Below are 9,457 nucleotides of genomic sequence, written 5' to 3'. Positions count from 1 at the left end.
GGGGCGCCGGATAGTTGGACGCGACCAGCGGGGGCTGGGCGTTGGAAGGCGGCGCGGGGTAGGGCTGCTGGTTCGGGGGGACCGCCGGGGGCGGGGGCGGCGGTGGCAGCGGACGCGGCGGCGTGGTCACCGGAGCCATCGCGGTGTACTGCATCGTCCGGCGCGGTCCCGGAAGGGAATTCGGATCGACACCGGCGGGCGCGTTCAGCACCGCCGTCGGGGCGGGACCGGAGGGTCTCGGCACCGACGGCGCCGCACCGGGCCCGAACGGCGCGGGCGCGAGAAACTGTGTCGCCCCGGCCGGATTCTCCAGCGCGTCCTGCGCCGCGGCCGCGAACTCGCCGCACGAATCGAACCGCCCCTCAGGGTGTTTCGCCAGCGCCCGGGCCAGGACGGCGTCCAGGGCCGCGGGTAGCCCGGCGCGCAGCGTGCTCACCGGCGGCGGCGCCTGGTTCAGGTGACCGTGGATGATGCCGACCGGATGTTCGGCGTCGAACGGCACGTTCCCGGTCAGCAGCCGGAACAGGGTGCAGGCCAGCGAATACTGGTCCGATCGCGGATCGAGCGGCCGGCCCGAGAGCTGTTCGGGCGAGGCGTAGGTCAGGGTCGCGGTGAACGAGCCGGTCTGGGTGAGCTTGCTCGCGTCGTCACGCAGGCGCGCGATGCCGAAGTCGGCGAGGAAGACCCGCTCCTCGCCGTCGGTTCGCTCCAGCAGAATGTTGGCGGGCTTGACATCCCGGTGCAGCACCCCGCGCTTGTGCGCGAAGTCCAGGGCCCGCGCGGTCTCGGCGATGATCCGGATCGCCTCGCGCGGCGGCAGATTCGCCGCGTCCAGCTGGGAGGCGTCGGGTCCGTCGACATAGCGCATGGCGATCCACGGCTGCGCGTCGTCGATGCCCCGGTCGTAGATCGGGACGATGTTCGGGTGGTCGAGCCGGGCGATCAGATCGCCCTCGCGCTCGAACCGGCCCCGGATCTCGGCATCGCCGAACAGCTCCCGGCCCAGCAGCTTGAGTGCGATCAGCCGGGGCAGGCGCGGGTGCCGGGCCAGGTACACCGCACCCATACCGCCACGCCCGAGCTCGCGTTCGATCTCGTACCCGGCGAACAACTCCCCGCTGCGCAGCACAAAGACCCTTTCCGTATCCAACTGCCTCCGCTTCGCTCCGGCGGGTGCGTGCGCGACCCTAGCGTGGTCGGGCAGGGGTTTCGAACTACCCAGGTCAGGTCAGTTGATGGGGGCGCTCTTCCACCACTTGACGACATCGTCGATGCTGCCGACCAGGCCGTCGGTGTACATCAGGTACTGGGTGCGGCCGGAGTCGGTGAAGGCGGTCACCATGCGCGGGTGGCTGTCGTCGGTGAGCTGATAGTTGGTGTAGGTCTTGCCGCCGTTGACGTCCTGGGTGGTGGTGTCGGCGGTCAGGCCCTTCACCACCGACTGCGCGTCGGCCGAGGAGGCGTAGGCGAAGATGCGGTAGAAGGGGTCCTTGTTGTCGCTGCCGCCGTAGCAGCGCCACTGCACCTTCCAGTCGCCGAAGTCCGGGGTGCCGTCGGTGGCGTCGGAGGAGACCGGGGAGTCGGCCACCCAGCAGGTCGCGCCATTGAGGCCCTTGCCGCCGGTCTTGGTGGCGGGCAACAGCTTCGGGAACTCCTTGGCCGCGGTCGACCAGTCGATCGACTTGTCGCCCTTGGGCGCGGACCCCGGCGTGGTGGCCGAGATGCTCGGCGAGCCCAGCTTGTCGTCGCTCGTCTTGCTGCCGATCGCCGCGAGCACCACGAGCAGGACGACCAGCAGCACCACGACGGCGCCGATGATGCCGATGATGAGCCCCGCGTTGGACTTCTTGGGCGGCATCGGCCGCGGCCCGGCGACCGGAGCGACCGGCGGCCGCTGTGGCTGGCCGGGGCTCGGGTAGCCGTAGGCCGGGGGCTGCGTGTACTGGTTGGTGCCGGGTCCGGTGTAGTTGCCGGTCACCGGCTTGGGCGGCGCCGCGTTGACCGGATTGACCTGCGTCGGAGCCGGATACGGCACGGCCGGGGCCGGCGGCGCGGTCTGCGGGCGCGCGGTCTGCATGGGGCCGCCGGTGACCGGCATCCCCGTCTGGTGCGCGCCGCCGGTCAGCGGATTGCCGGTCGGCATCGGCCCACCGGTCTGCATCGGAGCGCCGGTCGGCATCGCGCCGCCGGTGTACATGGGCATACCGGTCTGCATGCCGCCGCCGGTCAGCGGCGCGACCGGCGCCGGTCCCCCGGTGTAGGGCATGACCGGCATGGGCGGCGCGGTCCGGTTGACCAGCGGCATGGCGGGCGCGCTCGGGTTCGCGAGCGCACTGCGCGCGGCGGCCGCGAAATCGCTGCAACTGGCGAAGCGGTCCTCGGGCCGCTTGGCCATGGCCTTCGCGATCACCATGTCCATGCTCGGCGGCAGGCCCGCCCGCGCGCTGCTCAGCGGCGGCGGCGGACTCTGCAGGTGTCCCTGGATGACGGCGGCCGGGTTGGTGGCCGAGAACGGCCCGGACCCGGTGAACAGCCAGAACAGCGTGCACGCCAGCGAGTACTGGTCGGAGCGGCCGTCCAGCGCGGACCCGGTCAGCTGTTCGGGCGAGGCGTAGGCCAGCGTCGCGGTGAACGTCCCGGTCTGGGTGAGGTGACCGCTGTCGTCGCGCAGCCGGGCGATGCCGAAGTCGGTCAGGTAGACCCGCTCGCCCTTACCGCCGGTGGAGCGGGCCAGCAGGATATTGGCGGGCTTCACGTCCCGGTGCAGCACCTCGTTGCGGTGCGCGTAGTCCAGGGCGTCGGCCATCTCGGCGACGATCTGCACGGCCCGCTCGGGCGGCAGGGTCTGCGGATTCACGCTGGCGGCGTCGATGCCGTCGATGTACTGCATGGAGATCCACAGCTGGCCGTCCTCGAGCCCGCGGTCGTAGACGGTGACGATATTGTGGTGGTCCAGCTGGGCGACCAGGTCGGCCTCGCGTTCGAAGCGGGCCCGGACCTCCTTGTCGAAGACCATCTCCCGATTCAGCAGCTTGAGCGCCGTCAATCGGGGCAGCCGCGGATGTTTGGCCAGGTACACCGAACCCATGCCGCCCCGGCCGAGCTGCCGCTCGATGACATACTCAGCAAAAACGTCACCTTCGGACAGCATGACGATCTCCCACTTCCCACTCCACGCGCCGGGACCCACCAGGGTGCGGAGTACCACAGACGATCGGCGTGATCGTTAACGGGCCGATCCGGAAAACACCGAAACTGTAGCCGATCGGACCCGCGCCTCGCGCCGGGCCGGGCGCGCCGCGCGAACCTGCAGCGTTCGCCTGCAACGGTATTCACCTCCTCTGATCGGCCGGGCTTCGGAATTCCTACCGAACTATCTACGCATGGCCCGCTAACGCAACACTCAACGTTTGCTTGTCGTGCCGGCCGGACCCGCCCTGGGCTGTCGGGGGTCGGGGATACGCTGGGCGTATGCGCATTGGAGCTCACGTTCGAACGGACAGCGACCCGATCGGCTTCGGCGAGCAGCTCGGGGCCGATGTCATCCAGATGTTCGTGGTCGATCCGCAGAGCTGGGACAAACCCACACCCCACCCGATGGCCGAGCAGATCAAGGCCAGCGATATCGACGTGGTGGTGCACTCCTCCTATCAGATCAATGTGGCCAGCCTGAACAACCGGCTGCGCATGCCCTCGCGCAACGCGGTGGCGCAGCAGGCGAAGGCGGCGGCCGAGCTGGGGGCGTTCGGCCTGGTGGTGCACGGCGGGCACGTCCGCTCCGACGCGGAGATGGTCGAGGGATTCGTCAACTGGCGCAAGCTGTTCGAACGCCAGGCCGACAAGGGCGGATTCGCGGTGCCGATCCTGATCGAGAACACGGCCGGCGGGAATCACGCCATGGCACGGTATTTCGACGATATCGGGCGCTTGTGGGACGCGGTCGGCGAGTTCGGGGCCGGGTTCTGCCTGGACACCTGCCACGCCTGGGCGGGCGGTGAGGAACTGGTCGGGATCGTGGAGCGGATCAAGGCGATCACCGGGCGCATCGACCTGGTGCACCTGAACTCCTCGCGCGACGCCTTCGATTCGGGCGCGGACCGGCACGCCAATTTCGCCGACGGCACCATCGATCCGCAGCTGTTGGCGGAGGTGTGCCGCACCGCGGGCGCGCCGGTGATTCTGGAAACCCCCGCCGACGGCGTGGCCGACGATCTGAAGTATCTGCGCGAGCACGTGGGCTGAGCCCGTTCGGCTCCCGCCGGTGTCCTTTCGATCCCGCTGATCCTGAACCTGTTTCGGCGGCCGGCCCGATGGTGTCCTGATCATGGCTCGAATCCGGGCCGGACTCCATCGGGCGAAAGGCATGGCATGTCCGTCGATTACGCAACTTCCACCCCCACGGTCGTGCAGCTGGGCAGCAAGATCGGCGCGCGCATCGACGGCGTCCGGCTCAGCGGTGACCTGGATTCGGTGACCGTGCAAGCCATCCAGGACGCGCTGCACAAGCACAAGGTGATCTTCTTCCGCGGCCAGGAGCACCTGACCGAGGACGGCCAGTACGAGTTCGCGCAGCTGCTGGGCGCGCCCACCACCCCGCACCCGACCGTCACCTCGAAGGGCGTCAAGACCCTGCCCATCGACTCCGAGTACGGCCGCGCCAACAGCTGGCACACCGATGTCACCTTCGTGGACCGGATTCCGAAGGCGTCCATCCTGCGCGCGGTGCACCTGCCGCCCTACGGCGGCTCCACCACCTGGGCCTCCACCGTGGCCGCCTACGACTCGCTGCCCGCGCCGCTCAAGGTGTTCGTCGAGAACCTGCGCGCCCGCCACACCAACGCCTACGACTACGCCGCCGACCGGACCGAGGTGGCGCGCGGCGAGAACGCCCAGGTGACCGCGAACATCAAGGCCTACCGCGAGGAATTCGAGTCCAGCTACTACGAGACCGAGCACCCCGTGGTGCGCGTGCACCCGGTGACCGGCGAACGCGCCCTGCTGCTCGGCCACTTCGTGAAGAACTTCGTCGGCTTCTCCGCCGCCGAATCCCAGGCCCTGTTCCAGCTCCTGCAGAACCGCGTCACCCGCCTGGAGAACACCACCCGCTGGAACTGGCAGCTCGGCGACGTCGCGATCTGGGACAACCGCGCCACCCAGCACTACGCCATCGACGACTACGACGGCCAGCCCCGCCGCCTGACCCGCATCACCCTGGCGGGCGACGTGCCGGTCGACGTGCACGGCGACCCCAGCACCATCATCACCGGCAATGCCGAGCACTACTCGATCATCGAGGAGGTCACGCCCCGCGCCGCCTGAAACCCGGCACGGAGCACCACGATCCGGGTACTCGCGGGTGCCGCCACTCACCCGCCTCCACCCGGCTCGCGAACCGACACGACTCGATGCCATGGTGCGCGTGCACACGTACACCCCGCGCCCCATGGCCAGGCCGGTGCGACGACACCAACCGCTCTCCTCGTCGCACCGGCCTTTCTCGTTCACCCGGTGGTTCTCCGACCCGCAGGTATCGGAGGAACCCGTGGCCCTCACGCACTGTGCGCTGCACCATAATGGTTCGCGGCCCGTCTCGTTCTGGACTGAGCGGAGCGGGGGAGCGAAGCGGAGGAGCGCAGGGAGGGAAGAACGAGACCTCCAGGGCCGCGAACCCGCCCGTAGCGAAGCGGAGGGCACATTGGACACGGAGATTCGGCCGCTCGACGGGGTTCGGGTTCTGGAGTTGGGTAATTACGTGGCCGCGCCGACGGCCGGGCGGATACTCGGGGACTTCGGGGCCGAGGTGATCAAGGTCGAGCGGCCGGAAACCGGTGACGAGCTGCGGAATTGGCGGCTGTACGGCGGGGATACCTCGATGCTGTACCGGACGGTCAATCGGAACAAGAAGTCGATCACGCTGGATCTGCGGACCGAGGCGGGGCGCGGGATCGTGCTCGATCTGGTCAAGCGGTGCGATGTGCTGCTGGAGAACTTCCGGCCGGGAATGCTCGAGAAGTGGGGACTCGGGCCCGAGGTGCTGAACGCGGCGAATCCGGATCTGGTGATCACGCGGATCTCCGCATACGGGCAGACCGGGCCGCTGGCGCAGCGACCCGGCTTCGCGGCAGTGGCCGAGGCGGTCGGCGGGCTGCGGGAACTCGTGGGCGATCCGGATCGGCCGCCGGTGCGGGTCGGGGTGTCCATCGGCGATTCCATCGCCGGCATCTACGCCGCCTTCGGCACCGTCATGGCCTTGTTCCAGCGGGAACGGGTGCAACGGGTTCCGTTGGAGCAGCGCATCATCGACGTGGCGTTGAACGAGTCCATCCTCTCGGTGATGGAATCGCTGGTGCCCGACTATCTGGCGTACGGCATCAATCGCGAGCGGGTCGGCGGGCGGATGGAGGGCATCGCGCCCAGCAACGCGTATCCGACCAGCGACGGCTACAGCATCATCATCGGCGGCAACGGCGACGCCATCTTCCAGCGCTATATGCAGGTCATCGACCGCCCGGATCTGGCCGCCGACCCGGAGTTGCAGGACAATGCCGGACGCTGGCGCAACCGCGACCGGCTCGACGCCTCGATCGCCGAATGGACGCGCCTGCGCACCCGCGAGGAAGCGCTGAAGGTGCTGGAGGCGGCCGCGATTCCGTGCGGGCCCATCTACACCGCCGCCGATATCGTCGCCGATGAGCAGTACCGGGCGCGCAATATGATCCAGCCCTTCCCGGTGGATGTGGGCGAGCCGGAGCCCAAGGAGGTCGGTTTCCCCGGCATCGTTCCCGTGATCGGCGGGCAGTCGCTGCCCATCCGTACTGTCGGCCCGGACCTCGGTGAGCACACTCGCGAAGTGCTGTCCGGGCTGCTCGGCCTGACCGACGCCGAGATCGATGCCCTGGAGGCGAAGTCATGACCCTGCGCGATGTCACGCTGCGCGACGGATTACAGCTCACCGGGAAGGTGCTGCCCACCGAGCGCAAGGTCCAGATCGCCCGGCAGCTGCTGTCCGCGGGGGTGCCGGAGCTGGAGATCGGTTCCATGGCGCGCCCGGATCTGGTGCCGCCCATGGCCAATACCCTCGAACTGGTCGAGCGGCTGACTCCCGAGGAGCTGGAACGCTGCTGGGTGTGGGTGGCCACGCCGCGGCACGTCGCCAAGGCCGCCGCGGCCGGGGTACGCAACTTCCAGTACTGCTTCTCGGTCTCCGACGCGCACAACAAGGCCAATATCGGGCGCACCACCGAGGACAGCCTGGCCGCCATGCCGGAGGCGGTGCGGTACGCGCGGGAAGCGGGCGGCCGCATCCAGCTCTGCCTGGCAACGGCTTTCACCTGTCCGTTCGACGGGCCGGTGGATCCGGCGCGGGTGCTGGCCATCGCGACCGATCCGCGCAGCGCGGGGGCCGCGGACATCGTGATCGCCGATACCCTCGGGCAAGCGCATCCGGGTCAGGTTGGCGCACTGGTGGCTTCGGTCGCCGCGACCGGACACTGGGGGACTGCCGAGCACCGCATCGTCTTCCACGGGCACGACACCTGGGGCATGGGGGTCGCCAATTCGCTGGCGGCACTGGCCGCGGGCGCGAGTGTGGTGGACGGTTCGCTGGGCGGGCTCGGCGGTTGCCCGTTCGCGCCGGGCGCCTCCGGGAACAGCTCGAGCGAGGATCTGTTGTTCGCGACACGGCCGGAATGGTTCACGCCGTCCGCATTGTCGGACTTAGTGCGGATTTCCGAGGATTTGCTGAAAGAACTCGGCGAACCGAATCGATCCCGGACCATCGAAGGCGCGAACTCGGAAGCCACGGCATTCGAGTGGACAATTACCAAGCGGAATTGATTCGCTAGAAATTAGCCATCGTGCGCGTCGGCGCGAATCTTGAGCAGAATCAGGCCCGCGGTACAGGCCAGGATCAAACCCGCGACGGTGATCTCCACCCGCAATCCGGCAATACCGAGAATCGCGCCGGTCAGGCCGCCCAGAAAGAACAGCCAGGCGGCGATGCGGGCCAGGAGCGCCGGCATCCGCGGCGTCGGAGGGGCCGCAGGCTCTCCGACGCGCGCCGACGCGCGCAGCGGAGAAGTAGAGAATGCACCCATCATCCACTCCTAGGTGACGCCCGCCGGGTTCGCGAATCTTCGGCGCGCCCCTCGGCTAATTTCGAGCGTCTCTTGTGTAACTTTGGACACACATTACGGCCCGGCAACGGAAAGTCCATGCGACACGTGTACAAAACGCGCCGAGTTTACTAATTCGATATTTGAATCACTGCTGTTTGAGATATTTTCGAGGCCGTGGAATTGCCACGGCCGGGTCCTTCCAGCGAACCGACCACCCGCCTGGCCGATGCCCATCGCCTCCGTTAGGGTGAGCCCACTCGATACGAATCAGGAGTGCCACCCATGGACGGCAGCAACGCCCGCGCGGACGACCACGCGGTCACCCCGTGGCGTCGCCTGCCCAAGCCGGTGGTGTACGCCGCGGCCGGAGTCGGCACCATCTCGGCCGGGCTCATCCTGCTCGGCGCGTGCGGTCTCGGCCACACCGACACCTATGTCGCCCCGCCGCCGCTGAACGCGGATCTGCAAGCGGCCCCGGTGACTTCGACCAAGAGCGGCGCCAGCGCCACCCCGGCGATCGTGATCCCGCCGTCCCCGACCTGGCGGGTGGCCGCCGACCAGCCGTCGCGGCGCGCCCCCATCTCCACGGTGACCGCCACCCCGGAGGATCCGGCCGACCCCAGCAATACCCGCTCCACCCCGGCCCGGCCGACCACCACCACCACCCGTCCGGCCACCACCGAATCCCCCCGGACCACAACGGAATCCCCGCGCACCACCACCGAGGCGCCGGTCACCACGCGTCCGGAGACCACCCAGCCCGCGGGCGCCTCGCCCACGGACCACGCGGCGTCGGACGCCTCCGACAACTAGTCGAACGGCCCCGGCGGGCAGTCGGACGCCCAGGACAACCAGCGGACCACCTCGGACCATCAGCGCGCCTGCGGCGTTCGGCACGCCCGCGGCTCGCGCCTACCAGTCGCCGTCCTCGACCTGTTTGCCCTGCTTGTCACCCAGCTGCCGCACCTGTCCGGGCGTCGGCGGCTGCCAGGGTTCATGGTCGTCGCCCAGCCAGTCACCGACCGGGACCACAGTCGCGAGCGGATCCGCGGGCGCGAGATCGGTTGCGTCCGAATCGAAGTAGTCGAACCAGGGTAGGCCCGCGGCGGTGTAGGCCGCGCGGTCGACCGGGGACGGCGGCGGAGCCTCGCCGGTGATGCGCCGCCAGTCGGGCGGGGTCACCAGGTGCACGAAGACGCGGCCCGAACGCTCGGCGGACCAATCCGCCAGGGGGCGTTCGTCTTTGTAGATCTGCTGCCGCATGGTGCCGCCGACGCCCAGCCCCATGGCGGCGGCGCGCGGCGCTCCGGCCGGATGTCCGCCCGGAGCGGGCGGCGGCG

The 9,457-nt window shown here is 69.3% G+C and carries 8 protein-coding genes and 1 pseudogene; 5 read left to right on the top strand and 4 right to left on the bottom strand.

Annotated features, from left to right (window positions below):
• Both ACWELJ_RS31590 and ACWELJ_RS31585 read right to left on the bottom strand, forming a co-directional pair.
• Positions 1-1,150 (bottom strand): serine/threonine-protein kinase (locus tag ACWELJ_RS31590; RefSeq protein ID WP_452369742.1); only part of this gene is annotated, 1,150 nt, incomplete at its 3' end.
• A gap of 78 nt (positions 1,151-1,228) precedes the next feature.
• Positions 1,229-3,151: a protein kinase domain-containing protein gene (locus tag ACWELJ_RS31585; protein ID WP_452369741.1), complete on the bottom strand. Its 1,923-nt coding sequence runs from the start codon at positions 3,149-3,151 to the stop codon at positions 1,229-1,231.
• A 320-nt stretch (positions 3,152-3,471) separates the two neighbouring features.
• On the opposite strand from ACWELJ_RS31585, the gene ACWELJ_RS31580 reads away from it, so the two are divergent.
• The 4 genes from ACWELJ_RS31580 (at position 3,472) to ACWELJ_RS31565 (ending at position 7,836) form a co-directional block, all read left to right on the top strand.
• Positions 3,472-4,242, top strand: a complete 771-nt coding sequence (locus ACWELJ_RS31580; protein WP_452369740.1) for a deoxyribonuclease IV — start codon at positions 3,472-3,474, stop codon at positions 4,240-4,242.
• 126 nt (positions 4,243-4,368) lie between these two features.
• Positions 4,369-5,319: a TauD/TfdA dioxygenase family protein gene (locus ACWELJ_RS31575; protein WP_452369739.1), complete on the top strand. Its 951-nt coding sequence runs from the start codon at positions 4,369-4,371 to the stop codon at positions 5,317-5,319.
• 376 nt (positions 5,320-5,695) lie between these two features.
• On the top strand, positions 5,696-6,913 hold the full coding sequence (locus ACWELJ_RS31570; protein WP_452369738.1) for a CaiB/BaiF CoA transferase family protein: 1,218 nt from the start codon (positions 5,696-5,698) through the stop codon (positions 6,911-6,913).
• Entirely contained in the window at positions 6,910-7,836 is a 927-nt protein-coding gene (locus ACWELJ_RS31565; RefSeq protein WP_452369737.1) for a hydroxymethylglutaryl-CoA lyase, read from the top strand. Before ACWELJ_RS31570 ends, ACWELJ_RS31565 begins: the two co-directional genes overlap by 4 nt.
• A gap of 11 nt (positions 7,837-7,847) precedes the next feature.
• On the opposite strand, the gene ACWELJ_RS31560 is transcribed toward ACWELJ_RS31565, so the two are convergent.
• On the bottom strand, positions 7,848-8,021 hold the full coding sequence (locus ACWELJ_RS31560; RefSeq protein ID WP_452369736.1) for a hypothetical protein: 174 nt from the start codon (positions 8,019-8,021) through the stop codon (positions 7,848-7,850).
• Between the two features lie 378 nt (positions 8,022-8,399).
• On the opposite strand from ACWELJ_RS31560, the gene ACWELJ_RS31555 reads away from it, so the two are divergent.
• Positions 8,400-8,930 carry a hypothetical protein gene (locus ACWELJ_RS31555; protein WP_452369735.1) on the top strand — a complete coding sequence of 177 codons (531 nt, stop codon included), beginning with the start codon at positions 8,400-8,402 and terminating at the stop codon, positions 8,928-8,930.
• Positions 8,931-9,029: 99 nt separating this feature from the next.
• Here the strand turns inward: ACWELJ_RS31555 and ACWELJ_RS31550 are convergent.
• Positions 9,030-9,457 (bottom strand): annotated as a pseudogene (locus ACWELJ_RS31550) (hypothetical protein); the annotation flags it as partial.

It is taken from the genome of Nocardia sp. NPDC004582 (genome assembly GCF_053602115.1).
The sequence above is the reverse complement of the archived record's forward strand: the minus strand, read 5'-3'. Positions and strand labels throughout refer to the sequence as shown.